The following is a 26,755-nucleotide window of genomic DNA, read 5'->3' on the forward strand; positions in this document are numbered from 1 at the left end:
GGTCCGGTGGTGTGGACCACATCGGACCGGGTGAAGCACAGCTGGAGCGTCAAGCGCCGCGGCGTTGCTGCGACGACGGACCGGACTGGTCGTCCTCGTCCTCATCGTCGTCGTTGTAGAGATCCGCGTACTGGGAGTACGGGTCGTCTTCGTCCTCGTCGTCCTCGAACGGCTCGCCATTCGGCGGCTGGCTCGAAGTCGAAGCGCCCAGCTCATTGGCCAGACGCGACAGATCTGTCCCGCCGCTGCTGTACTTCAGCTGGCGGGCGACCTTCGTCTGCTTGGCCTTTGCCCGGCCGCGCCCCATGGCTCGACCCCCTCGGATACGGGGCTCGGTGGCCCCAGAGTCTTGACACGCGTTCATGATCTGGAACGGGCTCTCCGTGGAGAGACCGGTCCGTAGGGCTTCCACGGTACCTGAGCCCGCGCCCATACGGTACGTCGCCCGCAGGACGTGCCTGGCCCCAGAACCCTCGAGGTGCCCTGTCCTCGCTGGTCAACCGCGATTTTAACCACTTCTTGGCGGCCGACCCGCCGACGAACGTGAGAGTTCTCTCTAAGTGCCCGTCGGCGGGTACCGCTCACGACCCGGCTACGACGGTCAGCGCGCCCTGTGCGCCAGCGCCGCCTCGTGCATCCGCTGCTCGGCGATCCGGTCGGCCGCGGCGGCCGGAGGGATACCGTCCGCCTTCGCACGCGCGAATATGGCGAGCGTGGTGTCGTAGATCCTCGCCGCCTTGGCCTTGCAGCGGTCGAAGTCGAAGCCGTGCAGCTCGTCGGCGACCTGGATGACGCCGCCCGCGTTCACCACGTAGTCCGGCGCGTAGAGGATGCCGCGGTCGGCGAGATCCTTCTCCACGCCCGGGTGCTCCAGCTGGTTGTTGGCCGCACCGCAGACGATCTTCGCGGTGAGCGCCGGCACGGTGTCGTCGTTCAGGGCGCCGCCCAGCGCGCAGGGGGCGTAGATGTCCAGGCCCTCGGCGCGGATCAGGGTCGCGGTGTCGGCGACGGCCGTGACGCCGGTCGGGTGCGCCGCGAGGATGCGGCCCACGGCCTGCTCGCGCACGTCCGTGATGACGACCTCGGCGCCCTCCTCGCGCAGGTGGGTCACCAGGTGGTGGCCGACCTTGCCGACGCCCGCGATGCCGACCTTGCGTCCCGCCAGCGAGGGGTCGCCCCACAGATGCTGGGCGGAGGCCCGCATGCCCTGGTAGACGCCGAACGCGGTGAGCACGGAGGAGTCGCCCGCCCCGCCGTTCTCCGGCGAACGCCCTGTGGTCCAGCGGCACTCACGGGCGACGACGTCCATGTCGGCGACGTACGTGCCGACGTCGCAGGCCGTGACGTAGCGCCCGCCCAGGGAGGCGACGAACCGGCCGTAGGCGAGCAGCAGCTCCTCGCTCTTGACCGTGTCCGGGTCGCCGATGATCACGGCTTTGCCGCCGCCGTGGTCGAGACCGGCCATGGCGTTCTTGTACGACATCCCGCGCGCGAGGTTCAGGGCGTCGGCGACGGCCTCCTCCTCGGTCGCGTACGGGTAGAAGCGCGTGCCGCCGAGTGCGGGGCCCAGCGCGGTGGAGTGGAGGGCGATGACGGCCTTCAGGCCACTGGCACGGTCCTGGCAGAGCACGACTTGCTCATGACCGCCCTGGTCCGAGTGGAACAGGGTGTGCAGGACGCCGGCTGATACTTCGGTCACTGTGGTGACTCCTGGATGCGTAGCGGCGGTTGGGACCAGCTCCCGTAAGGGTGGCGGGCGCTGTGGGCACGAGATTAGAGCCTGGCTGCACCCGCCCACCTCGCCGTGCTCAGGATCACCTACCCACGGAGTACCCCCGTGCGACGATTTGCATAGATTTCCCGCCCGTTTGTGAGCGGGTTCCGCAGGTTTTCCCGGCAGTGGGCGGGGGAGGGAGCAGGCGTGCCCAAGGTGTCCTCGGTGGTCGTCCCGTACCCGACCTATCTCCGCGTGTACGAACCGCTGGCGGCCTTCCCCGAGCCGGAACGCGGCCACTGGGCCCGCTACGCCCGCCGCCCCGACCGTCCCTCGTACCAGGACGAACTGCGCCGCTCGCTGGCCGACTTGCTGCCCACCCCGCCGATCCCGGTGCCGGTGCACGAGAGCAGCGACGCCTTTGTGCTGGACGTCGACGGTGTGGTCTGCGTCTGCCCCTGGCGGACCCGGCTGCGCGGCTGGCAGGCGTTGGAGGAGCTGGCCGAGGAGCTGCCGAAGCCGGTCCTCGAAGCGGTGCTGCCGGAGGTCGTACGGCTCCAGGCCGCCAAGGATTACGAGCGCTGGCTGATCCGGAACCCGGACGCCCGCCCCTGGATCCGCTCCTCGACCTGGCAGGTGCCGCTGCACTGGTTCGTGCTGGTCGGCGACGAGGAGCGGTCCTTCGACAAGGGGTCGGGGGACATCCCGCCGATGCTGCGCTACCGGACGCCGATGGTGCAGGCGCGGCGGCGGGTGGCGCGGGCCCTGCGGACCCTCAAGGACACGCTCGACGAGGGGCCGCTCATCGACGGCCTGGTGGACGTGGGGCGTTGGCTGGAGGAGTTCCATCCGCGCTCGCTGGTCGAGCTGGACTACGGCGGCCTCGTGCACGTACTGCCGGCCGGCGAGCTGGAGGACGACCACTCGGCGGCGGACGTGGCCGAGGGCATCGAGGCGCTGCGGCAGGGGGACGGGGCGGCCGCGGGGGAGGCGTACGGGCGCCTGGTGGAGCGCTGGCGGTCGGTCAGGGACCGGCGCTCGGCGAACTGAGCGCGGCTCAGATAACGAACGGACGTTTGACGTGACGCTCGTTTTGGGGTTTTGTCCTCGCACTGAGTTGCCTGTGTGCCTTGAGGCTCTCCCCACATGGGACGTACGTCACGATCCGGGCGTTCGCCTCAACTGAGGCTCAAGTGCGGTCAAGCGTGATGGACCGCACGTACCTGGCTCTTGCGTCTCTTCCCCCTCCTCATGCCAAAATAGGACAAGGGGCCCGGGGGAGGTTCCGCTTTGGGGGGTCTGGTGACTCCTGATCGCTCTGTGACTGATCGTCACAGCGGCGTGACTGTCCGCTATGGCATGGTCCATCGGCCTCTGTCGCCGATGAACATCCTGGGGGCAATTCCATCGGTTTGGCCGACGCGGCTGGACAGATGGTGTAGTTGTAGTGCCGAGGACAAGCCGTTCGTCCTATAACCGACTCGACTCGCGTCCGCCATTTCGGGCAACGCGGGTCAAGGTGCAGAATTTAGAGGAAAGAACCGAGAACGATCGGTTCTCCCGAGGAGGCCGCTCATGACCGCTCGCACCCCTGATGCCGAGCCGCTGCTGACCCCGGCTGAGGTCGCCACCATGTTCCGTGTGGACCCGAAGACGGTCACGCGGTGGGCGAAGGCCGGGAAGCTTACTTCCATCCGTACGCTCGGCGGGCACCGCCGCTACCGCGAGGCGGAGGTCCGTGCACTGCTCGCGGGCATCCCGCAGCAGCGCAGCGAGGCCTGAACCAACTGAATAACGGGCAAACCGGCAGGTCCCCCAACGTGCCGATACGCCCGTGACAACGCTTCAAAAGCTCCAACCGACGCGGGTTCCGCCCCAACGGGACCCTCGCCCGAGCTCATCCCAGAACCTCACAGGGTGCGTCGTCGATCGCGCTGGACTCCGCCGGGTCCAGCGCGATCTTTTTTGTGCGTCCGGCGACCCTTGCGCGCGGCCCCTGTGAGCGGGCTTGTCGGAGTCTGGGGAGGGGTGTCGGATCTCCTGTGGGCGGGCCTCCGGGCTGGTGCAATTGCACATATTAAATTGACCAGTTGTAGGCGAGGTGTAAGTACCTCGGTTTCAGAAACTCATGCGGTGACACCCGTCACATGCCAGAGTCCTTGTTGCCTCTGACTCAGGTGCGCTAGAGGAGGCACGCGTTCCACCGTCCCACGGTGGTACGGGTGTTGGGGTCGCCGACGGTCACGCGTCGGCGGGACTTTCGTCCTCCGCCGGCTCAGCGGTCCGCTCCGTGGCCCGCGGTGGGGAGTCCATGGCCAGCCGCAGCAGCTGATGACAGATCGGGCAGTGGCGCGTCAGATGGCGATAGGAGGAGGCGGCTGCCAGATGGGCACGGAGCAACGCCCGCGTCTCGTGCCTGACCGAAGCCGCCATACGCCACCTCCAGGGCCGCACGGGGAACGGGCCCTGGTCTCTGGGTACCGACCGAATGTGACGCCGTCAAGACGGCGTGAGGCGACTTGGGGGGCTGCGTGGGGAGACGTCCACCTGGCCGACGCACGAAAAGACCCCGGATCCGATGGCCGACGCACGAAAAGAGGCCCGGATCCGAAGATCCGAGCCTCTCACTGCGGTCCTGACGGGATTTGCTGTACCCGACTGCGGCTGCGCCGCGGGCGCGGCCTCCACCTTGACAGGATGGCGAGTCGACTTGGGGTGTGAGGTACGCATGAAGAAGGCCCGCCATCCCCGAAGAGTGCGGGCCTTGCTTCTCACTGCGGTCCTGACGGGATTTGAACCCGCGGCCTCCACCTTGACAGGGTGGCGAGCACTCCAAACTGCTCCACAGGACCAGGTTTCGCGGCGCCCACGCGACGGAGTCGCATATTGGATTCCGTCTGCGTTGCGCTGCGAGACAGGACTGTACAGGAGGGTGCGGGTGCTGCGCGAACTCACCCAGTGTGCAGGGTCGGTTACGGGACAGCCGCGTCGATCGCCTTCACGATCCGCTTGTCCGAGACGGGGTACGCCGTGCCCAGCGCGTGGGCGAAATAGCTGACCCGGAGCTCCTCGATCATCCAGCGGATGTCCAGGACCGCGGCCGGGACCGGGCGGCCCTGCGGCAGCTGCTCCAGGAGCCAGGCGTACTCGTCCTGCATCTCGTGGACCTTCTCCATGCGCGTCGTGTCCCGCTGCACGGCCGTCGGCATCTGCTGGAGACGGCGGTCGGCGGCGACCAGGTAGCGCATGAGGTCGGGCAGTCGGCGCAGGCTCGTCGCCGTCACGAAACCCGGCTTCACGAGGGCGTCCAGCTGCTTGCGGACGTCCGTCAGGTTCGCGAGGAGCGCGGGGCTCCGTACGGCCTTCAGACGGCGCTCACAGGCCTGCCAGGCGGCAAGGACCTGCTGCACCTGCCCAACGGTACGGACGGTCGTGTCGACGATCTCCGCGCGGACCTTGTCGTACAGCTTCCGGTACGACTCCTCGTCCCACGCCGGCCCCCCGAAGTCGCCGATCAGCTTGTCCGCCGCCGCCATCGCGCAGTCGTCGAACAGGGCCTGGATCGTGCCGTGGGGGTTGGCCGAGAGTGCCAGCTTCTGGGCGTTCGTCAGGTGATCGCTCGCGAACTTCGCCGGGTTCACCGGGATGTTGCGGAGCACCAGCCTGCGCGTGCCCTTCCACATCGCCTCGGCCTGCTCGGCCTCCGTGTCGAAGAGCCGGACCGAGACCGTGTCGCCGTCGTCCACCAGGGCCGGGTAGGCCTTCACCGGCTGGCCGGCCCGGCGGGTCTCGAAGACGCGGGTGAGGGAGCCGATGGTCCAGTCCGTCAGGCCCTTGCGCTCCAGTGACTCGCCGCCCTGGCGCTCCGCGGTGGCCGCGGCGGCCTGGGAGAGGGCCTGGCGTGCCTTCGGCCTCAGCTGGAGCTTCAGCGCCTCCAGATCCTTGTCCTCGGCCAGCTTGCGGCGGCGCTCGTCGACGATCCGGAAGGTGATGCGGAGGTGGTCCGGGATCTTCGCCCAGTCGAAGTCCTCGGCCTCGAAGGGCACGCCCACCATGCGCTTCAGCTCACGGGCCATCGTGAGCGTCAACGGCTCCTGGAGGGGCACCGCCGTGTCCAGGAAGCGCTTGGCGAAGTTCGGGGCCGGGACGTAGTTGCGGCGGATCGGCTTGGGGAGGGAACGGATCAGCTCCGTGACGACCTCCTCCCGCAGGCCCGGGATCTGCCAGTCGAAGCCCTCGTCCGTGACCTGGTTGAGGACCTGGAGCGGGATGTGGACGGTCACACCGTCGGCGTCCGCGCCCGGCTCGAACTGGTAGGTGACCCGGAACTTCAGCTGGCCCTGCCGCCAGGAGTCCGGATAGTCGGCCTTGGTGACCGCCTCCGCCGACTCGCGGATGAGCATCTCCCGCTCGAAGTCGAGGAAGTCGGGCTGCTCGTGCCGCTTGCGCTTCCACCAGGAGTCGAAGTGGGCGCCGGAGACGACGTGTTCGGGCACCCGCTGCTCGTAGAAGTCGAAGAGGGTGTCGTCGTCCACGACGATGTCCCGGCGCCGGGCCCGGTGTTCGAGCTCCTCGACCTCGCTCAGCAGCTTGCGGTTGTCGGCGTAGAACTTGTGGTGCGTCCGCCAGTCGCCCTCGACGAGCGCGTTGCGGATGAAAAGCTCGCGGGACGTCTCCGGGTCGATCCGGCCGTAGTTGACCTTGCGCTGGGCGACGATCGGTACGCCGTACAGCGTGACCTTCTCGTACGCCATCACGGCCGCCTGGTCCTTCTCCCAGTGCGGTTCGGAGTACGTCCGCTTCAGCAGATGCTCGGCGAGCGGCTCGACCCATTCGGGCTCGACCTTCGCGTTGACCCGGGCCCAGAGGCGTGAAGTCTCCACCAGTTCCGCCGACATGACGAAACGGGGCTGCTTCTTGAAGAGCGACGAACCGGGGAAGATCGCGAACTTGGCGCTGCGGGCGCCCAGGTACTCGTTCTTGTTGCCGTCCTTCACGTCCTTCATCCCGATGTGGGAGAGAAGGCCCGCGAGGAGGGAGACGTGGACGGACTGCTCGGGGGCGTCGTCCTCGTTCAGATGGATGCCCATCTGCTTGGCGACCGTACGCAGTTGCGTATAGATGTCCTGCCACTCGCGGATGCGCAGGAAGTTCAGGTACTCCTGCTTGCACATCCGGCGGAAGGAGCTGGACCCCCGCTCCTTCTGCTGCTCGCGGACGTACCGCCACAGGTTCAGATAGGCGAGGAAGTCGCTGGTCTCGTCCTTGAAGCGGGCGTGCTGCTGGTCGGCCTGGGTCTGCTTGTCGGCAGGGCGCTCACGCGGGTCCTGGATGGACAGCGCCGCCGCTATGACCATGACCTCGCGGACACAGCCGTTCTTGTCGGCCTCCAGGACCATCCGCGCGAGGCGAGGGTCGACGGGCAGCTGGGCGAGCTTGCGGCCGGTGTCGGTGAGGCGCTTGCGCGGGTCCTTCTGCGCCGGGTCGAGGGCGCCCAGCTCCTGGAGGAGCTGCACGCCGTCGCGGATGTTGCGGTGGTCCGGCGGGTCGATGAAGGGGAACTTCTCGATGTCACCGAGGCCGGCCGCGGTCATCTGGAGGATGACGGAGGCGAGGTTCGTACGGAGGATCTCCGCGTCCGTGAACTCCGGGCGGGCGAGGAAGTCGTCCTCGGAGTACAGGCGGATGCAGACACCGTCGGACGTACGGCCGCAGCGGCCCTTGCGCTGGTTGGCGCTGGCCTGCGAGATCGCCTCGATCGGCAGCCGCTGGACCTTGGTGCGGTGGCTGTAGCGGCTGATGCGGGCGAAGCCGGGGTCGATGACGTACTTGATGCCCGGGACGGTGAGGGAGGTCTCGGCGACGTTCGTAGCCAGAACGATCCTGCGCCCGGTGTGCTGCTGGAAGACGCGGTGCTGCTCGGCGTGCGAGAGCCGGGCGTAGAGGGGGAGGACCTCGGTGAAGCGATAGTTCTTCTTGTTGAGCGCGTCGGCGGTGTCCCGGATCTCCCGCTCGCCCGAGAGGAAGACGAGGATGTCGCCCTTGCCTTCCCCCTGGAGCTCCTCGACGGCGTCGCAGATCGCGGTGATCTGATCGCGGTCGGAGTCGTCGGAGTCCTCTTCCAGCAACGGCCGATAGCGCACCTCCACCGGGTACGTCCGGCCGCTGACCTCGACGATCGGGGCGTTGCCGAAGTGCCGGGAGAAGCGCTCGGGGTCGATGGTGGCGGAGGTGATGACGACCTTGAGGTCCGGGCGCTTCGGCAGCAGCTGGGCGAGATAGCCCAGCAGGAAGTCGATGTTGAGGGACCGCTCGTGGGCCTCGTCGATGATGATCGTGTCGTAGGCGCGCAGCTCGCGGTCGGTCTGGATCTCGGCGAGCAGGATGCCGTCGGTCATCAGCTTGACGAACGTGGCGTCCTGGTTCACCTGGTCGGTGAACCGCACCTTCCAGCCGACGGCCTCGCCGAGGGGGGTGTTCAGCTCCTCGGCCACGCGCTCGGCGACGGTACGGGCGGCGATCCTGCGCGGCTGCGTGTGCCCGATCATGCCGCGCACGCCACGCCCCAGCTCCATACAGATCTTCGGGATCTGGGTGGTCTTGCCGGACCCGGTCTCACCGGCCACGATCACGACCTGGTGATCCCGGATCGCATCCGCGATCTCGTCCTTCTTCTGGCTGACCGGGAGCTGCTCGGGGTAGCTGACTGCGGGCACGCGGGAGCGTCGCCCGGCCATCCGCTCCTCCGCCCTCGTCACCTCGCCCTCGATCTCGGCGAGCACGGCGGCGCGCGCCTCCGGCTTGCGGATCTTGCGCGCGCCTTCGAGCCTGCGGCCGATCCGGTGCGCGTCGCGCAGGGACAGCTCGGTCAGGCGGGGGGCGAGAGCACCGAGGCTGGGGGCGTCGGAGGCGCCGGGGGCGGAGGCGGGATGCGTAGACATACGCGATCCAGGATCTCATCCCGGCCAAATTCATGGCGAACGCTTTTGGGCGGGCCGTAGCGGCGGCTACTCCTCCGGGCTCCGGCGGGCGAGGGACCTGGCCGTGTTGGACACCGCCTTGATCCCCAGGTAGGCCGTGGTCATGCTGCTCACCGCGGTGAAGGCGGCGGTGAGCACGGCCACGACGACCGATGTGTCGCCGTTCAGCCGCCAGACGCCGATGATCGCCACGACCACTATCGCCAGGTTGCTGGACACCACCGCCAGCAGCCCGTACCGAGCCCGCGCGAGCTCCAGCCCGTCCCCCTGCACAGCCTTGGTCATCGTTTCCCCCACCGTGAAACGCCGAAGTCCCTCTGGGAACACCCAGAGGGACTTCGATCATTGTGGCTGGGGCCGGGGTCGAACCGGCGACCTATCGCTTTTCAGGCGATCGCTCGTACCAACTGAGCTACCCAGCCACGAAGTTCCAGAAGGAACTTCAGCGGTCCTGACGGGATTTGAACCCGCGGCCTCCACCTTGACAGGGTGGCGAGCACTCCAAACTGCTCCACAGGACCAGGCTTTGTGTGCGACCTGCACTTTGTCGGTGCCCGATGTCGCTGGATCAGCATATCAGAGCTCGGATGGTGTCCCGCACCGCTTATTTCAGGGTTCGGTCAGGGTCCGGTGTGCACGTAGGCGGCCCACCAGAGGGGGTCGCTGTTCGGGCCGCGGCGGAGTCCGCGGACCGCTTCGTGCAGGGCATGGGCGGCGCGGGAGGGGTCGAGGCCCGGGCCGGAAGGGGAGGCCAGACCCTCGTAGAAGGAGTCCGCCACCTGGAGCGCGCAGGCGTCGTCCACCACCCATTGGGCCGCCACCACATGGGCGAAGCCCGCCAGTTGCAGGGCGCCGGCGAGGTGCACCGCCTCGTCGGGCAGGACGGCGGCGCCGCGGGCGGTCTCGCAGGCGGAGAGGAACGCGAGCCGCGCCTCGCGCAGCCGCAGGCGGGAGATGTCGGCGACGCTGAGCGGGCCGGCCTGCGCGTGGTCGTGGAGGTAGAGCGCGCCGCCCGCCGAGTCGGTGGGGTCCTGGGTGCCGTGTCCCGAGAAGTGCAGGTAGGCGTGGTCGGGGAGGGCGGACAGGAGGGCCGCGCGGGAGGCTTCGGGTCCGGTGAGGACCGTGGTGGGGGTCACGCGGGCGGCGAGCTTGCGTACCTCCTCGCGGGCGTGCGGGAGACGGGGCAGCTCCGGGGTGTCCGACTGGTCCACGGCCAGCAGGCGGGCGGCGGTGTGGCCGTGGTCGGGCCGCCGGGTCTCGGCGGCCAGGGCTCTGAGCGTCGTCGTGTACGAGCAGACGTAGCGGTCGGGGAGGGAGCGGTCGTCGGGGGTGGCGTCGTGCGCGTAATGCCCCGCCGCGTGGAGCGGGAGCAGGGACAGCAGGCCGGTCGGACACCACCACACGCGGTCGGCGTCCGGCACCAGCTGTTCCAGGGCCGGCAGCACCGGCGCCGCCACCGTGTCCCACAGCCAGGCCAGGGTGCGCAGCAACAGCCGCTGGGCCCGCCAGGCGTCGGCCGGTGAGCGGCCCACGAGGGCGAGGGCGTCGAGGAGGGCCACCGCGCGGGCGGTGAGGCCGTCGTCCCCGGCGAGGTCCAGGTCGGGGAGCGGCACCGCGTGGAGGTCGTCGGCGGTGACGATCAGGGCGTCGCAGCGCAGCGCGCTCGTGTTCACGACGACGACCGGGCCGTGCGCGGCGGCGGTGCGCAGCCGCTCCACGGACGGCAGCCGCAGGAAGTCCTCCAGGCCGGGCAGGCGACGGGCCTCGGCGGTCAACTCGTCCATCTCCTGAGCGAGTTCGCGGCGCTGTTCGGCCGCCGTGCGCCGGGCCCGCTCGGCGGTGTCCGCCGGGTCGGGGGCGGCGGAGTCCAGGAAGGCGCGGATCTCGCGGATGCGGTCGGCGAGGTGGGGCGCGCGTTCCCGGAGTTCGGTCAGCTCGTCGCGGGCGTCCAGGGCCTGCGCGAGCAGCACGCCGCGGCCCTGTTCCAGGAGACGCAGGGCCTCGTGCGGGCGGCCGCAGTTCAGGGCCACGGCGGCGGCCTCGCCGGCCAGGCCCGCGGCCCGGCCGAGGGCGTCGAGCCGGTCCCGGCGGTCCAGTCCGTGCCAGGCCATGAGCGGCAGCGGGGCGAGGGCCGCGCGGTGCGCTTCGAGGGCCTCGGTCCAGTCGCCGAACTGCGCGGCGGCCCTGGCCCAGGTCTGCGCGGCGTGGAAGCGGGCGAGCGCGGGGGCGGTGGTGACGGTGGTGGCCTGCCGGAAGGCGTCGAAGGCGGCGTAGAGATCGGCCTCGGCCTCCCCGTACTCCTCGTACGCGTCCGCGTTCGTCTCCGCCGCCGGCTGCCCCGTCCCCGCCCGTACCAGCAGCGCCGACCCCAGGTTGTTGAGGCACATGATCCGCTGCGGATGGTCCTCGGGTACGGCGCGCAGGGCGGCGCGGGCCGCGAGGGCCGCCTCGTGCGCGTCGGCGGAGCCGTCCGCGGTGCGGGTCGGCGTGGGGTCGAGACCGCCGGCGCGGGCGACGAGGGCCATGGCGAGGTTGGAGAGGTAGATCGGGCGTTGCGGATGGCCGATGGGGCACAGGCGTACCGCGTGGCGGAGCCGGTCCACCGCCTCGTCGGCGTCCACGCGCCGGCCCTCGCTGTCGTGCCGGTGGCCGAGGACGAGGCCCAGGTTGGAGAGGTGGATGTGGCGTTGCGGGTGTGTGTCGTCCACGCCGTCCGCCGCGACGCGGGCGGCGTCGATCGCCTCGTCGAGGTCGGCGGCGGCGTCGGTGCGTTCGTAGTGGGACAGCAGGGCGACGGCGAGGTTGCCGTGGTGCTGGGCGGTGTCGACGTGGCCCGGCGGCAGGGCGGCCACGGCGGCGCGGGCGGCCTCGATGGACTCGTCGAGGTCGGTGAGGGCACGCGACCACTCGTAGCGGCGGCGCAGGGCGATGCCGAGGTTGGACAGGTGGACGACAAGGGCGGCGGTGTCGGCGGGGGCGGTGGTGTCGACGGCCTGCCGGGCGGCCCGGACCGCGTCGGCGAGGTCCTGCTGGTCGCCTGCCCAGGTGTAGCGGACGAGGAGGGTCGTGCACAGGTTGGTGAAGTAGGTGGCCCGGTCGGGGTGGTCGGCGGGCAGCGCGTCCGGTGCCTCGCGGCTGAGCTCGATGGCGCGGTCCAGGTCGGCGCGGCTGCCGAGGCGTTCGGCGCGTACGCGCAGGGCCGCGCCGAGGTTGGACAGTCCGGCGGCGCGGTCGGTGCCGCTGTGGTGCCGGGAGCCGGCGGACCGCTGGGCGTGCAGGGCGCCCTCGAGTCGTCGTACGGCTTCGTCGAGTGCGGTGAGGTCGTCGGTGCGCTGGTGGACGGCCTGGAGGGCGCGGCCGAGGTTGAAGAGGACCTGGGTGGCGTGCGGGCCGGTCTCGTCGGGGAGGTGGGCGAGGGCGCGGCGGTTCCAGAGGATCGCCTCGTCGAGGTCGGCGGGGTTGCCGCTGTCGGCGTAGCGCAGGAAGAGCGCGCCGGCGAGGTGGGACTCGTCGACGAGCTGCTGGGGGGCGTCGGGGTGGTGGTGGACGGCGGCCCGGAACACGGTGATGGCCTCGTCGAGGTCGGCCGGGGCGCCGGTGAAGTGGTGGCGGCGGCGTTGGGCGAGGCCGAGTTCGGAGAGGCATTTGCTGACGGCGGTGGGGTGGAAGCCGGTCAGCAGGGTGCGGGCGCGGCGCAGGGCGGTGACGGCCTCGTCGTTGTCGGCGGCGGACGCGGCCCGTACCGAGCGGGCGTGCAGGGCCTCGCCGAGGTGGGTGAGCAGGACGCCCTCCTGCGGGGTGCCGGCGGCGCAGACGGTGAGGCCGCGGCGGGCGGCGGCGACGGCCGCGTCGGCGTCGGCGAGGTCGTCGAAGGCGCGGAAGCGGGCCAGCAGGGTGCCGCCGAGGTTGTAGAGGTGCTCGACGGGGCTGCCGGGGTGGAGGGAGTCCCGCAGCAGGGTGACGGCCTCGTCGAGGTCGGCCCGCCGGTGCAGCCATGGGAAGCGGTCGCGCAGGGCGAGCGCCAGGCTCTCGGCCGCCCCGGACCGCTCCGGGTGCGCCGGGGGTACGGCGGCCAGGGCCTCGCGTCCCGTGTCGACGGCGGCGTCGAGGTCGGCGGGCGCCCCGGTCACCCCGGCCAGCGAGCGCAGGACGTCGCTCAGGGCGGTGAGATAGCCGTGCCGCAAAGGGTGGCCCGGCGGGCAGGCGGCCGTGGACCGGCGGGCGGCGGCGACGGCCTCGTCGAGGTCGGCCCGCCGGCCGTGCAGCTTGAACCGCTGGTGCAGTGCCCGCCCCAGGTTGGCCAGGTACATCGGCCGCTGCGGATCACCGGCCTCCGCGTCCCGTACGGCGCGTTCGAAGGCGTCGGTCGCCGCGTCCAGGTCGGCGGGCGCGGACGTCCGCTCGTACCGGATGAGCCGGGCGATCCCGGCGTTGGAGTGGAACAGCGCGTGCGGCACCGGGGTGACCCGGACGGACTCGGCGCCGGTGTCGACGGCCGCGTCCAGGTCGGCGGGGTCCTGCCCGATGCCGTAGCGCAGGCTCAGCGAACCGGACAGGTTGGCCAGGTACATCCCCCGGTTGGGGTCGCCGGGCTCCGCCGTGCGCACCGCCTCCCGGCCGAGGCCGACCGCGTCCTCCAGGTCGGGCCGGTCGCCGCGCTGGCTGTACCGGAAGCGCAGGGCGCTGCCCAGGTTGGACAGCATCATGGCGCGGCCGGGGTAGGCGGCGGGCAGGACGTCGGCCGCCCGGCGCCAGCGCGCGATCGCCTCCTCCAGCGCGGCCGGGTCGCCGGTGGTCTGCCAGAGCGCGAAGAGTTCCAGGGCGCGCGTGGTGGAGACGCCGAGATCCTCCACCGGCGGTACCTCCAACCGGGCCACCGTCTCTCGCACTTCGGGCGGCACCTCGTCCGGGACCAGCCGCCAGACCACCGCGTACAGCAGCACGGCGAGCTGTAACTCGGCCAGGTTCTCCGGGGTTTCGGCCTCGTGCAGGGTGCAACGGGCGTGGAACAGGAACGCGATGGCCCGTACGACGCCCCGCTCCATGACGTACAGCGGTCCCGTCGGCCCCTCGGGCGCCACCAGGGCGATCGCCCGTAACTCCTCCGCCTCGGTCACGGCGGCCGGGTCGAGGACCGCCTGCCGGTCGCCGCGGTCGAGGAACGCCTCGAGGCGCTGCCCGAGCCGTTCGGCGAGCAGCTCCGACCGCTGCCACGCGCTGTCGTCCCGCATCGTTCGCTCGCCCCCGTCGGCTGCCGCGTACGCCCCAAGATGCATCATGATGGTCCATCAACTCTGCGGCAGAGGTGAGGTATTCGTGGAGACGGCGGAGCTGTTGGGTGCGCTGTGTCGGCAGCTTCCCGTGCTGCGGGACTACGCCCGGCAGACCGGTGACAGTGTCGCGCTGGAGGAGGTCCTGGCGGCGGCCCGGCGGGGCGAGCCGGTCGTCGAGGGGTTGCGCGAACTCGGGCTGCTGAGGGTGCTGGAGCCCTTCGACGCCCGTACGACCCCCCGGGACGCCGGGCCGCCCGGCGGCGGCTTGGTCGCCCTCCCCGGCGTCGACCACTCCGGTCGGATCGCGCACGGCGACTACCGCTGCCCGGCGGGCAGTTGCTCGCGCACCGAGCAGCCGCGACCCGGCGACGACCTGCCGGTGTGCGCCCTGCACGGCCGGCCCCTCGGCTTCGGATGAACACCGTCGTCGCCGAGCTCGGCCGCAAGTACGTCGAGCGCTGGGCGGCGATGCTGGTGCTGCCCGGTCTGCTGTACGTCGCCGGCGCGGCGGCCGCCTGGCGGCTGGGGCACGCGCACTGGGCCGACCTGGGTCGGCTGACCGGCCTCATGGAGGAGGACGGGCGGAGCGTGTCGTCGGTGTGGCTGCTCGCGGTCGTCGTGCTGCCGGTGCTGTCGGCCGCCGCCGGGCTGGCCGCGCGGGGGGCCGCCGCGCTGCTCGGGCGGCTGTGGTTCGACCCGTGGCCCCGCGGCCTCGGCCGCCCGGCGCGGCGGCTGACGGCCGCCCGGGCCGCGCGCTGGGAGGCGGCGGACGCGGCGTTCCGGGCGGAGCCGGACCGGACCCCCGCCCGACTCGACGCGCTCGCCGCCCGCCGCAACGCCGTCGCCCTGGTGCCGCCGGCCCGGCCGACCTGGTCGGGGGACCGGCTGCGGGCGGTCGACGTGCGGGTGTGGGGCTGGTACCGGCTGGACGTGGTGTTCTCCTGGCCCCGGCTGTGGCTGGTGCTGACCGAGTCCGAGCAGAACGCCCTGCGCGCCGCCCGTACCGAGCTGGACGCCGCCGTCGCCCTGGCCGGCTGGGGTGTGCTGACGCTGCTGCCCGCGCTGTGGTGGTGGCCGGCCGTGCTGCCGGCGGGCGCCCTGGTCGCCGTAGGACTGCGGCGGACGCGGGCCGCCGTGGACACGCTCGCGCATCTGACCGAGGCGGCCTTCGACCTGCGGGGCGGGCTGCTGGCGCGGGAGCTGGGGTTCGCGGTGGCGGAGGGGGAGCGGCTGACTCCGGACGTGGGCGCGCGGGTGACCGCGCATCTGCGCAAGCACGCGTGAGACAGGACAAGCCCGCTCCCTTGCGGGAACGGGCTTGTGCACGACGTCTTGCTGGTACCCCCAACGGGATTCGAACCCGTGCTACCGCCTTGAAAGGGCGGCGTCCTAGGCCGCTAGACGATGAGGGCGGGGACGGGAGAAGCATATGGGATGGCAAGAAGGATCGCCAAAACTGTTTAGCGGCTGCTCCGCGAGGGGCTGGACGAGGGGCTCGGTGAGGGCGTCGGGGACAGGGTCGCCCCCGGCAGGTTCTCCTCCGGGAGATGGCGGCTTACCTCGGCCGTCGTCAGGCCGAGGCCGCCCAGTTTGATCGCGTCCCAGGCCTGGAGGTGCCGGGTGTCGCGGTCGAAGTAGAGGATCGAGGCCTCGATCGGGTCCGGGTACTTGCCCTCGACCGCGCGCAGCCCGCTGCCGCCGGTGGAGCCCTCGACGCGCAGCCGGGTGCCGTTGCGCATGACCTCCGTCTCCTGGTGGTGCAGATGGCCGGAGAGGACCAGCGGGACCGAGCCGTCGACCTCGCGGGCGGCCGAGGGCTCGTGGATCACGGCGACGTCGACCGGCTTCCCGGCGGTCGTCCAGTCGCGCAGCGAGGCGGCGAGCCGGCCGCCGGCCGCCTCCTGGGTCTCCTGGGCGCCGGACTTCTCGCTGCGGTCGGGGGTGTACTGGGGATCGCCGAGCCCGGCGAAGCGCAGCCCGGCGACGGTCTCGGCGCGGCCGTCGTCGAGGACGTGGACGTTCTTCATGCGCTCCAGATAGCGCTGGGTGACCCGGGAGTCGTGGTTGCCGCGGACCCAGACGTACGGCGCCCCGAGGTCGGCGACCGGGTCCAGGAAGCCGTTCTCGGCGGCCGTGCCGTGGTCCATGGTGTCGCCGGAGTCGACGATCACGTTGACCTGGTACTGCTTCACCAGCGAGGCGATGATCTTCCAGCTCGCCGGGTTGAGATGGATGTCGGAGACGTGCAGGACCCGGATGGTGGTGGGGTCCGGCTGGTAGGCGGGGAGCGTGGACGTGACGTCGTACAGCTTGGTCACGTTGGTCACCAGGCGGGCCAACTCCCGCTGGTAGACGTCGAACTCGGTGACGATGCTGCGCGCGTTGCCGACCAGCGACGGGGCCGAGGAGAGCAGTCCGGAGAACTTCGGCTGGAGGACCGAGTCGGGGTTCCAGGTGGCGTACGCCGTCCCGCCGCACGCGGCCAGCAGGGTCAGGGCGAGACCGCCGGCGGCGAGGGCGCGGCGCGGGCGGCGGTAGACGGCGAGGCCGAGGGCGGTGGCGCCCGCGACGACCGCGACACAGGAGCGGACGGCCAGGTCGAGGGTGCCGTGCTCGACGTCCCTGGCGACCTCGTCCTGGAGGCCGGAGATCCGCTCGGGGTGGTCGACCAGGGCCTGGGAGCGGACCGGGTCGAGCTGGTCGACGTTGACGTCCAGGCGGACCGGGGCGTGATGGCTGTCCAGTTGCAGGGCGCCGAGCGGGGAGACGTTGATCTTCGTGCCGCCGGTGAGAGACGGGCGCAGGGTCATCGTGGTGTTCATGGGCCCGACGGGGGTGCGGACGTTGCCGACGATCAGCAGGCCCAGCCAGGCGCCGAGCAGCACGACCGCGACCAGACCGAGGGCGCGGCCCCACGGGTGCGGCTGGGGCACGAGTTCGACGGTCGGGTGCGGGCGGCGGGCGCGGTAGTGCCGGGCGAGGGCGCGCGGCGAGCGGCGTAGGCGGATCAGGACGTTCAGGGCGGCGACGGGGACGCGGGCCATTGGTCCCGTATGCCCAAGTGCGGGGGTGGCTATGCGGGGAGTCCGCGCAAGCGCGGGGGTCGCCGTGGGGGGAGTCTGCGCAAGCGTGGGGTCGCTGTGCGGGGAGTCCGCGCAGGGGGCTTCAGCCCCAGCCGAGTTCGTGCAGGCGCGCGTCGTCGATGCCGAAGTGGTGGGCGATCTCGTGGACGACGGTCACGGCGACCTCGTGGACCACCTCGTCGCGGGTCTCGCAGTAGCGCAGGGTCGGGCCCATGTAGATCGAGATGCGGTCGGGGAGGACGCCCGCGTACCACTCGCCGCGCTCGGTGAGCGGGGTGCCCTCGTACAGGCCGAGCAGTTCGGGGTCGTCCGCCGGGGGTTCGTCCTCCACGAACACCGCCACGTTGTCCATGACCCGGGTCAGCTCGGGCGGGATCCGGTCCAGGGCCTCGGCCACCAGCTCTTCGAAGGCGTCGCGCGTCATCTCCAGCACAGGGACATTGTCGGGGACGCGGACGTGATCCGCGGGGTCGGGCACGGCCGGTGTGCGGTCGGGCCGTGCGGGGCACCGCGCGTGTCCTCTTGCGGGCGGCGGGAGTTGGACAGGTTGACTCCCTCACCCGCCCTCGGAGGTGGCTGCCCGTGCGCCCCAAGTACGTACCCGTCCGTCTGGCCGCGACGGTCATGGCCGTCGCCGCTGCCGCCGGCTGCATGAGCGTCGGTGACGACGAAGGGGGCAAGAGCGCCAAGCCCTCGCACTCCGCGGGAGAGCGGGGCGGTGAGGCGCCGGACGGCGGGACGGGGATGTCGGGCGGTGGCCCCGGGTACGGGGCGGCGGGCGCCGACGGCAAGCACGGCGGGAAGGACAAGGGCAGGAAGAAGGACGGGGAGTCCGCGTCGCCCTCCGCGTCGGCGTCGGCCGAGGACGACGCGTCGCCGTCGGCGAAGCCCAAGCCCGGGAAGCCGGACCAGCCGGGGCAGCCGACGCCGACCAAGGCGCCGCCGACCCCGACGAAGCCGGCCGACCCGGACCCGGTGACGCCGACCCCCGAGCCGCCGACGCCGGACCCGCCGACGCCCTCCGCCGAGCCCTCCTCCTCCGCCCACCCGGACACCGAGCCGCAACTGGTCCAGCGGGAGCCGGCGCCGACGGCGGGATCACCGGTGTGACGGCCGTGGATGTGACGTACGTCTAGTCCAGGGGGATCGGTTTGCCTTGGGGGGTGGAGGGTGCGTATGGTGGTAGATCGTTTGATCCCATTGCCCGGCGCCATTGCAGAGAGCGCCGTGTGGCGCGTTCTCTCCCTTGCCGTGGCTGACCGCATAGAGGCGGTCGTATTGCGAAATCACGGAGTTGACGGGCGCGTGCCGACGAGACTCCGGAAGGTTTCGCTTACGCATGTCCATTTCCAGTTCTGATCACATCGTCATGCCCGAGAACGACGAGAACGAGGCCGTCGAGGCGCTCGAGACCGTCGACTCGGCCGACACCACCGACGCGACCGACTCGGTCGACGAGACCCCCGAGGTCACCTTCGCCGACCTCGGTCTCCCCGAGGGCGTCGTGCGCAAGCTCGCGCAGAACGGTGTGACCACCCCCTTCCCGATCCAGGCCGCGACCATCCCGGACGCCCTGGCCGGCAAGGACATCCTCGGCCGTGGCCGCACCGGCTCCGGCAAGACCCTCTCGTTCGGTCTGCCGACCCTGGCGCGTCTGGCCGGCGGCCGCACCGAGAAGCACAAGCCCCGCGCGGTCATCCTCACCCCGACCCGTGAGCTCGCGATGCAGGTCGCGGACGCCCTCCAGCCGTACGGCGACGTCGTCGGCCTGAAGATGAAGGTCGTCTGCGGCGGTACGTCGATGGGCAACCAGATCTACGCCCTGGAGCGCGGCGTCGACATCCTCGTCGCCACCCCGGGCCGGCTGCGCGACATCATCAACCGCGGTGCCTGCTCCCTGGAGAACGTCGAGGTCGCCGTCCTCGACGAGGCCGACCAGATGTCCGACCTGGGCTTCCTGCCCGAGGTCACCGAACTGCTCGACCAGGTCCCGGCCGGCGGCCAGCGGATGCTGTTCTCCGCGACCATGGAGAACGAGATCTCCACGCTGGTCAAGCGCTACCTGAGCAACCCCGTCACGCACGAGGTCGACAGCGCCCAGGGCAACGTCACGACCATGTCGCACCACATCCTGATCGTGAAGCCCAAGGACAAGGCGCCGGTCACCGCGGCCATCGCCTCCCGCAAGGGCCGCACCATCATCTTCGTCCGCACCCAGCTGGGCGCCGACCGCATCGCCGAGCAGCTGTGCGACGCCGGTGTGAAGGCCGACGCGCTGCACGGCGGTATGACGCAGGGCGCCCGTACCCGCGTGCTTGAGGACTTCAAGAAGGGCTACGTCAACGCGCTCGTCGCCACCGACGTCGCCGCCCGCGGTATCCACGTCGACGGCATCGACCTGGTCCTGAACGTGGACCCGGCCGGCGACCACAAGGACTACCTGCACCGCGCGGGCCGCACGGCGCGTGCCGGTCGCACGGGTACGGTCGTCTCCCTCTCGCTGCCGCACCAGCGCCGCCAGATCTTCCGCCTGATGGAGGACGCGGGCGTCGACGCCGGGCGTCACATCATCCAGAGCGCCGGCGCCTTCGACCCCGAGGTCGCCGAGATCACCGGTGCCCGGTCGATGACCGAGGTCCAGGCCGAGTCCGCGGGCAACGCCGCGCAGCAGGCCGAGCGTGAGGTCGCCTCCCTGACCAAGCAGCTGGAGCGGGCGCAGCGCCGCGCGAGCGAGCTGCGCGAGGAGGCCGACCGTCTCGTCGCCCGCGCCGCCCGCGACCGCGGTGAGGACCCGGAGGCCGCTGTCGCCGAGGCGCAGGCCGCGGTCGTCGCCGCCGCCGAGGCAGTCGAGGCGTCCGTGCCCGCGCAGCCGGCGGCCCAGGAGGCCGAGCGTGGCTTCGAGCGTCGGGACAACGACCGTGGCGGCTTCCGCCGTGACGAGCGTCGCGACGACCGTGGCGGCCGCTCCTTCGAGCGCCGTGACGACCGCGGTGGCCGTGGCTTCGAGCGTCGGGACAACGACCGTGGCGGCTTCCGCCGCGATGAGCGTCGCGACGACCGTGGTGGCCGCTCCTTCGAGCGCCGTGACGACCGGGGCGGGTTCAACCGCGACAACCGCGACAACCGTGACCGCGGTGAGCGTGGTGAGCGTGGCTTCGAGCGCCGTGACGACCGCGGTGGCCGTGGCTTCGAGCGTCGGGACAACGACCGTGGCGGCTTCCGCCGCGATGAGCGCCGTGACGACCGTGGCGGCCGTTCCTTCGAGCGTCGGGACAACGAGCGCGGTGACCGTGGCGGGTTCCGCCGCGACGACCGGCCGGCCGGCCGTTCCTTCGAGCGTCGTGACGAGCGCGGTGGACACCGTGGCAGCGACCGCCCGTTCAACCGCGACCGCCGTGACGACCGTCCGGGCTTCCGCTCCGGTGGTCACGAGCGCCCGTACGGCCGCCGTGACGACCACCGTGGCACCGGCACCGGCACCGGCTCGGGTTCCGGCTCGTCCTTCGGCCGCCGTGACGACAAGCCGCGCTGGAAGCGCAACGGCTGACCAGTAGGTCTGTGAAGGGCCCGTACGACTCCGGTCGTACGGGCCCTTCGGCTTTCCCGGGGCGGTGTGCGGGTCGGTTTGCCGGACTCCTTGTGATTCGTGAATGTGTTCGAATTCTGTGCGTGGCCTGTGTTAACTTCCGCGCCTCCCTAGCCAGTTGGAGGTGTCGTGGCCCCACGCCACAGGCCCACCCGTATGCGTTTCCTCGTTCCCGGCGCACTCGTCGCCTCCGTCGCGTTCGCGCCCGCCGCCCACGCCGACACGACCCCCGCGCCCCTCACCATCGACGCCCCCGACCGCTATCTGCCGCGCGGGCTCAATCTGGAGTCGGCGGGTGGCGCCGGCGACCTCGGCCGCGTGGAGCGCGACGGTTCCGAGGACTTCACCGGATTCCGCTGGACCCCCACGTCCGGCGCCCCGACGGCCATCGGCCAGGACCCGGCCGACCCGTCCGCCGAACGCGTCGGAGGCTTCGCCTCGGACGTCGTCGGCCGCTACACCCCGGCCGACCGGTCCGTGGAACTCAAGGACATGAAGGCCGGCACGTCGATCCGCTTCACGCTCCCCGAGGGCCAGACCTACCAGGGCACGTACGGCGCCACGGTGCTCACGGCCACCTGGGCCGCGGACGGCTCCGTGGCGTCCCTGCACCTCTTGCGCCCCCGGGGCGACGGGGAGTTGAAGGACACGCAGGTCTCCGGCAAGGACGGGGTGAGGCCGGCGTCGTACAAGGTGCTCGGCGGTGACGCCGACACCCTCGCCATCTGGGTCTCCGGCGACCCGACCGGCCAGATCGGCCTGCTGGACACGGTGTCCGGCCGGATCACCGGTGTGCTCAAGGGCACCTGGGGCAGCGGGTACACGCAGGTCGCGTTCGGCGCGACGTACGTCGCCTGGTTCGACCCGGCGTACGGCGACCAGAAGGCGCACCTGCTGCGCCGGGACGCCCTCGACGGCACCGAGACGACGGTGGACGTGGCCTCGTCGTACGAGCAGCGGGCGTACATCGCGCTGGCCGGCGACTGGCTGGTCTCCCTGCGCCAGACCGAGTCCTTCCGCAACAGCGACGCCCCGAAGGACCGCGGCGAGCCGCTGCTGGCGGTCTCGGTGACCGACGGTCGGACGCGCACGCTGCTGCCGCACGCCCGCCTCGGCGGCACCTACGGCCTGAACCCCACGCCGGACGGCGGGGTCCTGGTCGCGGGCGGCGCGTCGGCGGGCGACTGGGGCGTGCGGAAGGTGACGGCGAACCCCGACGGGACCCTCGCGCTGAGCACTCTGCGGTCGGTGGCGCCGAAGGCGGGCACGTACGGCGCGGTGACCCTGGCGGCCGGCGACCTGGCGACGAGCGAGCCGGACACCAACTACCTGCCCTCCCTCTACAAGCGCCACATCGACCTGGCGGCCGCGTCCGCCGGCACCCGCGCCCTCGTCGCCCAGCCGCCGCTGAGCACCGACGGCACGGGCGGTACGGCGGGCAGCGGGGCCTTCGCGCTGGGCGACGGCGCCTTCGCCTATCCCTCGGGCGCCGGGATCGACGTACGGTCGACCCCGGACGACGCGGCGAGCGTGGCGGTGCCGGGCGGCGGCCAGATCGTGGACGCCTCCGGGCGGTACGTCGTCTTCGGCTACGGCTACATGTCCGGGTTCGGCTCGTACCAGCAGTACGTCATCGATCGTGAGAAGCCCGGCTCCGACAAGGTCCTCCTCACCCGGCCCGCGTCGGCCGCGGCCGTCTGGGGCAGCGACTTCTGGACGCCGGGCGACACCAAGGGGACGGTGACGTCGACCGATCTGGGGTCCGGCGCGACCGAGACCTTCGCGCTCGGCAAGGAATGCACGCCGACCGACCTCCAGGCGGTGGGCCGCTGGGTCTACTGGACGTGCGCCGCCTCCGGCGACCCGGCGGGCTCCGGCGTCTGGGACCGGGACACCGGGCGCATGCTCGACGTACCGGCGGACGGGGAGCTGGGCGACGGGTACGTGGTCGTCCACGACGAGGGGGCCGGCGAGCTGCGGCTCGTCGACTTCCACACGGCCGACACGGTCGAGACCCGCGTCCTCGCGACCGGCCTCCCGGGCTACCTCTCCCACGGCGCCTACGCCGTCGACCGCTTCGGCGGCGGCGTGGCCTGGCTCCCGGGGCAGGGCAAGCCGGGGGCGATGCGGGCGGTGGCCTCCGGGGTGCCGACGTCGGCGCTGACGGCGATCGAGACACACACCGAGGCCTCCGACGGCCGGTGGACCGGCGCCTGGCAGCTCTCCAAGCCGGCGGCACCCGGCGCGTACGTCGTCGTCAAGGACGCGTCCGGGGCGACCGTGAAGACCCTGGACGCGGTGCAGCGGGGTGCCGCGCTGGAGGTGACGTGGGACGGGGCCGACGACGGCTCGTACACCTGGGAGTTGGTGGCGGCGCCCGCCGACGGGCAGGGGCCTGAGCTGCGGTTGACGGGCGGTAGGTGAGAAGCGGAGCGCCGCGGCCCCCGGTAAGGGTGGGCGGCGGCGCTCCGCACGGCACTTTTTGGCCATGCTGTGACGTGTGTCACGCCCCCGGCGAGGGAATTGCTGGGGGCATGACAGATGACGCGATAGCGAGCGGGCCGTCCAAGGGGCCATCCGGCCTGTCGGACGAGGAACGGCTGGCCCAGCTCGGTTACACGCAGGTCCTGGCCCGCCGTATGTCGGCGTTCTCCAACTACGCGGTCTCCTTCACCATCATCTCGGTCCTGTCGGGCTGTCTGACGCTGTATCTGTTCGGCATGAACACCGGCGGCCCCGCGGTGATCACCTGGGGATGGGTCGCCGTCGGGCTGATGACCCTGTTCGTCGGGTTGTCGATGGCCGAGATCTGTTCGGCGTACCCGACCTCCGCGGGCCTGTACTTCTGGGCCCACCGCCTGGCCCCGCCCCGGACCGCGGCCGCGTGGGCGTGGTTCACGGGCTGGTTCAACGTGCTGGGGCAGGTCGCCGTGACCGCAGGCATCGACTTCGGGGCCGCGTCCTTCCTGGGCGCCTACCTGAACCTCCAGTTCGACTTCGAGGTGACCCCGGGCCGGACGATCCTGCTCTTCGCCGCGATCCTCGTCCTGCACGGCCTCCTGAACACCTTCGGTGTACGGATCGTGGCCCTGCTGAACAGCGTGAGCGTGTGGTGGCACGTGATCGGCGTCGCGGTCATCGTCGGCGCGCTGACCTTCGCCCCCGACCACCACCAGTCGGCGTCCTTCGTGTTCGGCGAGTTCGTCAACAACACGGGCTGGGGGAGCGGGGTGTACGTGGTCGCGCTGGGTCTGCTGATGGCCCAGTACACCTTCACCGGCTACGACGCCTCCGCGCACATGACCGAGGAGACGCACGACGCGTCGACGGCGGGACCGAAGGGGATCGTGCAGTCGATCTGGACGTCCTGGATAGCCGGCTTCGTGCTGCTCCTCGGCTTCACGTTCGCCATCCAGTCGTACGAGGGGGCGCGGACGTCCTCGACGGGGGCGCCACCGGCGCAGATCCTGCTGGACGCGCTGGGCGCGACGAGCGGAAAGCTGCTGCTGCTCGTCGTCATCGGGGCGCAGTTGTTCTGCGGGATGGCGTCCGTGACCGCCAACAGCCGCATGATCTACGCGTTCTCGCGTGACGGGGCCCTCCCGTACTCGCGCCTCTGGCACACCGTCAGCCCGCGCACCCGCACGCCCGTGGCGGCCGTGTGGCTGGCGGCGGGCGGGGCGCTGCTGCTGGGACTGCCGTACCTGATCAACTACACGGCCTACGCGGCGGTGACCTCGGTGGCGGTGATCGGCCTCTACATCGCGTACGTCATCCCGACCCTGCTGCGGCTGCGCAAGGGCGAGGAGTTCGAGCGCGGGCCGTGGCATCTGGGCCGCTGGTCGCGCGCGATCGGCGTGGTGTCCGTGATCTGGGTCGGCGTGATCACGGTGCTCTTCATGCTCCCGCAGATCTCGCCGGTCACCTGGGAGACCTTCAACTACGCGCCGATAGCCGTCCTCGCGGTCCTGGGCTTCGCGGCGACCTGGTGGCTGGCCTCGGCCCGGCACTGGTTCCTCAACCCCGACCACGAACGGACGCTGGCGAGGGAAGCGGCCCGCAAGGGTGCCCCCGAACCGGTCGATCCGTGACCTTTACGGCCCGTCCCCCACGCCCGGCGCGGCCGTGTCCCCGATACCCGATCGGAGAGACGGCCGTGTCCGGCTATGCTCGGGGAGGCAACATCGCCTGGGCCCTTAGCTCAATTGGCAGAGCAGTGGACTTTTAATCCATTGGTTGTGGGTTCGAGTCCCACAGGGCCTACGGACGCGGCGCCCGAGTCGGCTTGGTCGGCTCGGGCGCCGTTGCGTGTTCGGGGTCAGCGCGTTCCCGGCCACAGCGCGCCGAGGAGCACCCGTACCTGTTCGATCAGCCGCTCCGGTTCGAACGTCCCCGGGTCGGTCAGGGCCAGGCGGCCGAAGTGTTCCGCGCAGGCGACCAAGGCGTGGGCGAGGATCGCCGCGTCGAGGGCGGGACCGTTCCGGTCGGCCGGGAGGTGGGCGAGCCACGCCTCGACGCGGCGCCGGAAACGGTTCCTGTCCGCCTCGACGCGCTCGCGGACGACCGTGGGCATGTTGCCGGGCGGCGCCAGGATCAGCCGCCAGGTGTCCGGGTCCTGACGGAGCATCGCGGACATGCGGCGCACGGTCTCCGCGGCGAACGTGGCGGGGGCGCCCCGTTCCGCGGGGTCGTCGGGGATCGTGGCGAGCAGCTGGCCGAAGGCGCGGGCCTGCTGACGGTCGAGCAGCGCGGTCAGCAGGGCGTCGAGATGGTCGTAGGCGCCGTAGACCACGGACCGGGCGACGCCGGCCCGCTTGGCGATGGCGTCGATGGAGATCCGGTCGTAGCCCTCGCTCACGATCACGGCGAGGGCGGTGTCGAGGAGTTGCTCGCGGCGCTGCTCGATCGGGACGCGCGGGGCGTAGGGGCGCCGCTTGCGGGGCCTGTCCTCGGAAGTCGTGGGCGCTGACACCTTGGCAGTTTACGACAGCCGTGTCTTAATTTACGACACCAGTGTCGTAAGTGAGGAGCGGGTTCATGGCCAAGCTGAGGCGCGGTGAGGTCCTGCCGCACGAGGACCACGGCTTCTTCGGGCCCGGCTCGGTGGTGTGGAAGGTCTGGAGCTATCCGACCGCCCCGACGGTCGGCTTCCAGCGGGCCGTCGTCGTCGAGGAACTCGACCCGCCGCTGGTGGCCGCCGTACACGCCACCCAGGGCATCTACCGCCGCTCCCGTACCCGTTACGACCGCACCCTGCGCTACTTCGCGATGGTGGCCTTCGCCGGAACCCGTGAGGTGTGCAAGGCCGCGGACGTGCTGGTCAAGGTGCACTCCAAGGCGATCGGCGAGCTGCCGTACGGCGGCGGGGCCTACGACGCCAACGACCCCGCCTCCCAACTGTGGATCCAGCTCACCGGCTGGCACTCGATCCTCTACGCGTACGAGAAGTACGGCCCCGGCAAGCTCACCGAGCGGGAGGAGAGCGAGTACTGGGAGGCCTGCGCCCTCGCCGCGGAGCTCCAGACCTGCTCGCCGGACGACGTCCCGCGCAGCCGGGAGGGCGTCCGGGCGTACTTCGAGGAGATGCGCCCGCGGCTGTCCGGCAGCCCGATCGCCCGGCAGGCCATGCACCATCTGCTCAGGGCCGAACTCGTCCTCCCGCCGACGCCCTGGTGGGCGAAGCCCGCGAGCCTCGCCGTCGCTCGGGCCCAGCGGATCGCCACGATCGCCACCATGCCGCGCTGGATGCGCGAGCTGGCGGGCATCCGGCAGTCCCGCCTCCTCGACACGCTCATCGTGCCCGTGATGAGGACGGCCTTCGCGCTCGCCCATCTGAGCCCGCGGCTCGAACTGCTCCTGATCGGACGCCTCTCGCCCTCGACCGTCCCGGTGATCGCACCGATGAAGCTCGGCGTCCCGCCCCGCAGCCAGGAGGTGCTGACGCCCGCCGAGGCCCGCGCCCGCCACGGCTACCCGAGGCCCGCCGAGGCCCACCTCGACTTCCGCGCCCGACAGGCCGCCCGCGTCTTCGACGACGGGAAGGCCCCCAGCGACCAGGGCCTCATCGAGTCCCAGGAGATCCTCGGCCCGCTCGCGTGACAGGCCCAGCGGGCGTCCAA

General features: G+C 71.5%; 18 protein-coding genes and 5 tRNA genes. 10 read left to right on the forward strand and 13 right to left on the reverse strand.

Annotated features, from left to right (window positions below):
• Positions 1-49: 49 nt before the first annotated feature.
• Together OG885_RS24140 and OG885_RS24145 are read right to left on the reverse strand one after the other, a co-directional pair.
• Positions 50-307, reverse strand: a complete 258-nt coding sequence (locus tag OG885_RS24140; RefSeq protein ID WP_399966209.1) for a DUF3073 domain-containing protein — start codon at positions 305-307, stop codon at positions 50-52.
• A gap of 294 nt (positions 308-601) precedes the next feature.
• Positions 602-1,699: a Leu/Phe/Val dehydrogenase gene (locus OG885_RS24145; RefSeq protein WP_405734893.1), complete on the reverse strand. Its 1,098-nt coding sequence runs from the start codon at positions 1,697-1,699 to the stop codon at positions 602-604.
• A gap of 222 nt (positions 1,700-1,921) precedes the next feature.
• On the opposite strand from OG885_RS24145, the gene OG885_RS24150 reads away from it, so the two are divergent.
• Together OG885_RS24150 and bldC are read left to right on the forward strand one after the other, a co-directional pair.
• Entirely contained in the window at positions 1,922-2,764 is an 843-nt protein-coding gene (locus tag OG885_RS24150; RefSeq protein ID WP_405734895.1) for a hypothetical protein, read from the forward strand.
• A 525-nt stretch (positions 2,765-3,289) separates the two neighbouring features.
• Positions 3,290-3,496: a developmental transcriptional regulator BldC gene (bldC, locus tag OG885_RS24155; protein WP_003949541.1), complete on the forward strand. Its 207-nt coding sequence runs from the start codon at positions 3,290-3,292 to the stop codon at positions 3,494-3,496.
• 459 nt (positions 3,497-3,955) lie between these two features.
• On the opposite strand, the gene OG885_RS24160 is transcribed toward bldC, so the two are convergent.
• The 7 genes from OG885_RS24160 to OG885_RS24190 all read right to left on the reverse strand — a co-directional run bounded on the left by OG885_RS24160 (position 3,956) and on the right by OG885_RS24190 (position 13,973).
• Positions 3,956-4,147 carry a DUF6274 family protein gene (locus tag OG885_RS24160; RefSeq protein ID WP_405734897.1) on the reverse strand — a complete coding sequence of 64 codons (192 nt, stop codon included), beginning with the start codon at positions 4,145-4,147 and terminating at the stop codon, positions 3,956-3,958.
• A gap of 344 nt (positions 4,148-4,491) precedes the next feature.
• A tRNA-Asp gene (locus OG885_RS24165) sits at positions 4,492-4,566 on the reverse strand.
• Between the two features lie 120 nt (positions 4,567-4,686).
• Positions 4,687-8,655: an ATP-dependent RNA helicase HrpA gene (gene hrpA, locus OG885_RS24170; protein WP_405734899.1), complete on the reverse strand. Its 3,969-nt coding sequence runs from the start codon at positions 8,653-8,655 to the stop codon at positions 4,687-4,689.
• A 66-nt stretch (positions 8,656-8,721) separates the two neighbouring features.
• Positions 8,722-8,979, reverse strand: coding sequence for a hypothetical protein (locus OG885_RS24175; protein WP_405734901.1), 258 nt, complete (start codon positions 8,977-8,979; stop codon positions 8,722-8,724).
• 63 nt (positions 8,980-9,042) lie between these two features.
• Positions 9,043-9,116 (reverse strand) — tRNA-Phe (locus OG885_RS24180).
• Positions 9,117-9,140: 24 nt separating this feature from the next.
• A tRNA-Asp gene (locus OG885_RS24185) sits at positions 9,141-9,215 on the reverse strand.
• 99 nt (positions 9,216-9,314) lie between these two features.
• Positions 9,315-13,973 (reverse strand): CHAT domain-containing protein, encoded by a 4,659-nt coding sequence (locus OG885_RS24190; RefSeq protein ID WP_405734903.1) that lies wholly within the window; start codon positions 13,971-13,973, stop codon positions 9,315-9,317.
• A 37-nt stretch (positions 13,974-14,010) separates the two neighbouring features.
• Between OG885_RS24190 and OG885_RS24195 the strand changes: the two genes are divergently transcribed.
• On the forward strand, positions 14,011-14,385 hold the full coding sequence (locus tag OG885_RS24195) for a hypothetical protein (protein ID WP_405734905.1): 375 nt from the start codon (positions 14,011-14,013) through the stop codon (positions 14,383-14,385).
• On the forward strand, positions 14,382-15,251 hold the full coding sequence (locus OG885_RS24200; protein WP_405734907.1) for a hypothetical protein: 870 nt from the start codon (positions 14,382-14,384) through the stop codon (positions 15,249-15,251). Before OG885_RS24195 ends, OG885_RS24200 begins: the two co-directional genes overlap by 4 nt.
• 52 nt (positions 15,252-15,303) lie before the next feature.
• Here OG885_RS24200 and OG885_RS24205 read toward each other — a convergent pair.
• The 3 genes from OG885_RS24205 to OG885_RS24215 all read right to left on the reverse strand — a co-directional run bounded on the left by OG885_RS24205 (position 15,304) and on the right by OG885_RS24215 (position 17,483).
• Positions 15,304-15,379: transfer RNA gene (locus OG885_RS24205), tRNA-Glu, on the reverse strand.
• Positions 15,380-15,427: 48 nt separating this feature from the next.
• Positions 15,428-17,011, reverse strand: a complete 1,584-nt coding sequence (locus OG885_RS24210) for a metallophosphoesterase (protein WP_405734909.1) — start codon at positions 17,009-17,011, stop codon at positions 15,428-15,430.
• Positions 17,012-17,132: 121 nt separating this feature from the next.
• On the reverse strand, positions 17,133-17,483 hold the full coding sequence (locus tag OG885_RS24215; protein WP_405734911.1) for a metallopeptidase family protein: 351 nt from the start codon (positions 17,481-17,483) through the stop codon (positions 17,133-17,135).
• Between the two features lie 149 nt (positions 17,484-17,632).
• On the opposite strand from OG885_RS24215, the gene OG885_RS24220 reads away from it, so the two are divergent.
• The 5 genes from OG885_RS24220 to OG885_RS24240 all read left to right on the forward strand — a co-directional run bounded on the left by OG885_RS24220 (position 17,633) and on the right by OG885_RS24240 (position 24,899).
• Positions 17,633-18,160 (forward strand): hypothetical protein, encoded by a 528-nt coding sequence (locus tag OG885_RS24220; RefSeq protein WP_405734913.1) that lies wholly within the window; start codon positions 17,633-17,635, stop codon positions 18,158-18,160.
• 229 nt (positions 18,161-18,389) lie between these two features.
• On the forward strand, positions 18,390-20,597 hold the full coding sequence (locus OG885_RS24225; RefSeq protein WP_405734915.1) for a DEAD/DEAH box helicase: 2,208 nt from the start codon (positions 18,390-18,392) through the stop codon (positions 20,595-20,597).
• Positions 20,598-20,792: 195 nt separating this feature from the next.
• On the forward strand, positions 20,793-23,060 hold the full coding sequence (locus tag OG885_RS24230) for a hypothetical protein (protein WP_405734917.1): 2,268 nt from the start codon (positions 20,793-20,795) through the stop codon (positions 23,058-23,060).
• 110 nt (positions 23,061-23,170) lie between these two features.
• Positions 23,171-24,727: an amino acid permease gene (locus tag OG885_RS24235; protein ID WP_405734919.1), complete on the forward strand. Its 1,557-nt coding sequence runs from the start codon at positions 23,171-23,173 to the stop codon at positions 24,725-24,727.
• 99 nt (positions 24,728-24,826) lie between these two features.
• Positions 24,827-24,899, forward strand: a tRNA-Lys gene (locus tag OG885_RS24240).
• A 55-nt stretch (positions 24,900-24,954) separates the two neighbouring features.
• Here the strand turns inward: OG885_RS24240 and OG885_RS24245 are convergent.
• On the reverse strand, positions 24,955-25,608 hold the full coding sequence (locus OG885_RS24245) for a TetR/AcrR family transcriptional regulator (RefSeq protein WP_405734921.1): 654 nt from the start codon (positions 25,606-25,608) through the stop codon (positions 24,955-24,957).
• Between the two features lie 65 nt (positions 25,609-25,673).
• On the opposite strand from OG885_RS24245, the gene OG885_RS24250 reads away from it, so the two are divergent.
• Positions 25,674-26,735 carry an oxygenase MpaB family protein gene (locus OG885_RS24250; RefSeq protein WP_405734923.1) on the forward strand — a complete coding sequence of 354 codons (1,062 nt, stop codon included), beginning with the start codon at positions 25,674-25,676 and terminating at the stop codon, positions 26,733-26,735.
• Positions 26,736-26,755: the final 20 nt, after the last annotated feature.

Origin of the sequence: Streptomyces sp. NBC_00028 (assembly GCF_045041065.1) — a bacterium.
Classification (GTDB): Bacteria; Actinomycetota; Actinomycetes; order Streptomycetales; family Streptomycetaceae; genus Streptomyces.

Excerpts from the sequence above, each read along its gene's own strand:
- OG885_RS24140 (WP_399966209.1), bottom strand. The coding sequence starts at position 307 with ATGGGGCGCGGCCGGGCAAAGGCCAAGCAGACGAAGGTCGCCCGCCAG.
- bldC (WP_003949541.1), top strand. The coding sequence starts at position 3,290 with ATGACCGCTCGCACCCCTGATGCCGAGCCGCTGCTGACCCCGGCTGAG.
- OG885_RS24160 (WP_405734897.1), bottom strand. The coding sequence starts at position 4,147 with ATGGCGGCTTCGGTCAGGCACGAGACGCGGGCGTTGCTCCGTGCCCAT.
- hrpA (WP_405734899.1), bottom strand. The coding sequence starts at position 8,655 with ATGTCTACGCATCCCGCCTCCGCCCCCGGCGCCTCCGACGCCCCCAGC.
- OG885_RS24175 (WP_405734901.1), bottom strand. The coding sequence starts at position 8,979 with ATGACCAAGGCTGTGCAGGGGGACGGGCTGGAGCTCGCGCGGGCTCGG.
- OG885_RS24190 (WP_405734903.1), bottom strand. The coding sequence starts at position 13,973 with ATGATGCATCTTGGGGCGTACGCGGCAGCCGACGGGGGCGAGCGAACG.
- OG885_RS24200 (WP_405734907.1), top strand. The coding sequence starts at position 14,382 with ATGAACACCGTCGTCGCCGAGCTCGGCCGCAAGTACGTCGAGCGCTGG.
- OG885_RS24210 (WP_405734909.1), bottom strand. The coding sequence starts at position 17,011 with ATGGCCCGCGTCCCCGTCGCCGCCCTGAACGTCCTGATCCGCCTACGC.
- OG885_RS24225 (WP_405734915.1), top strand. The coding sequence starts at position 18,390 with ATGTCCATTTCCAGTTCTGATCACATCGTCATGCCCGAGAACGACGAG.
- OG885_RS24230 (WP_405734917.1), top strand. The coding sequence starts at position 20,793 with ATGCGTTTCCTCGTTCCCGGCGCACTCGTCGCCTCCGTCGCGTTCGCG.
- OG885_RS24235 (WP_405734919.1), top strand. The coding sequence starts at position 23,171 with ATGACAGATGACGCGATAGCGAGCGGGCCGTCCAAGGGGCCATCCGGC.
- OG885_RS24250 (WP_405734923.1), top strand. The coding sequence starts at position 25,674 with ATGGCCAAGCTGAGGCGCGGTGAGGTCCTGCCGCACGAGGACCACGGC.